This is a genomic window from Streptomyces africanus, from assembly GCF_002150735.1.
Classification (GTDB): domain Bacteria; phylum Actinomycetota; class Actinomycetes; order Streptomycetales; family Streptomycetaceae; genus Streptomyces; species Streptomyces africanus.
The window spans coordinates 1-608 of sequence record NZ_MUKA01000633.1 but is presented as its reverse complement, the minus strand read 5'-3'; the positions used below and the strand labels follow the sequence as shown (position 1 = coordinate 608).

At 71.9% G+C, this 608-nt stretch carries 1 protein-coding gene; it reads right to left on the bottom strand.

All coding sequences use genetic code 11. The annotated features are described in order from the left end of the window. Positions 1 to 44 precede the first annotated feature (44 nt). Positions 45 to 608 (bottom strand): HNH endonuclease family protein (locus tag CCL05_RS42905; RefSeq protein ID WP_086565881.1); only part of this gene is annotated, 564 nt, incomplete at its 5' end.

The window sequence follows — 608 nt, the reverse complement described above, 5'->3', positions numbered from 1 at the left end:
GCGACGGAGGCCGGCGGGGAGGTCCCGGCGCGAAATCGCGTCTGTCAGCAGTTCGCGAGGTAGTTCTGGAGCGCGGACTTCTCGGCCGAGTCGACCGAGAGGCCGTAGTAGTACTTCACCTGGACCCAGGCGCGGACGTAGGTGCAGCGGTACGCCGTCCGGGAGGGCATCCAGGTGGCCGGGTCCTGGTCGCCCTTGGCCTGGTTGACGTTGTCGGTGACCGCGATGAGCTGCGGGCGGGTCAGGTCGTTGGCGAAGGACTGGCGGCGGGAGGTCGTCCAGGAGTCGGCGCCGGAGTCCCAGGCCTCTGCCAGCGGGACCAGGTGGTCGATGTCGACGTCGGCGGCGGCGGACCAGGTCGCTCCGTCGTAGGGGGAGTACCAGCTGCCGCTGGTGGCGGCGCAGGAGGAGTCCTGCTGGACGTTCGTGCCGTCGCGCTTGAGGACGACCTCGCGGGTGTTGCAGGCGCCGGACTGGGTGATCCAGTGCGGGAAGAGGTCGCGGTCGTAGCCGGTGCGGTCCTCGGTGGCCACGGTGAGCGAGGCGAGGTAGGAGCGGGCGGTGGCCCCGCTGACGGGGGTGGGCAGGGCGGCGGAGGCGGCCGGGCC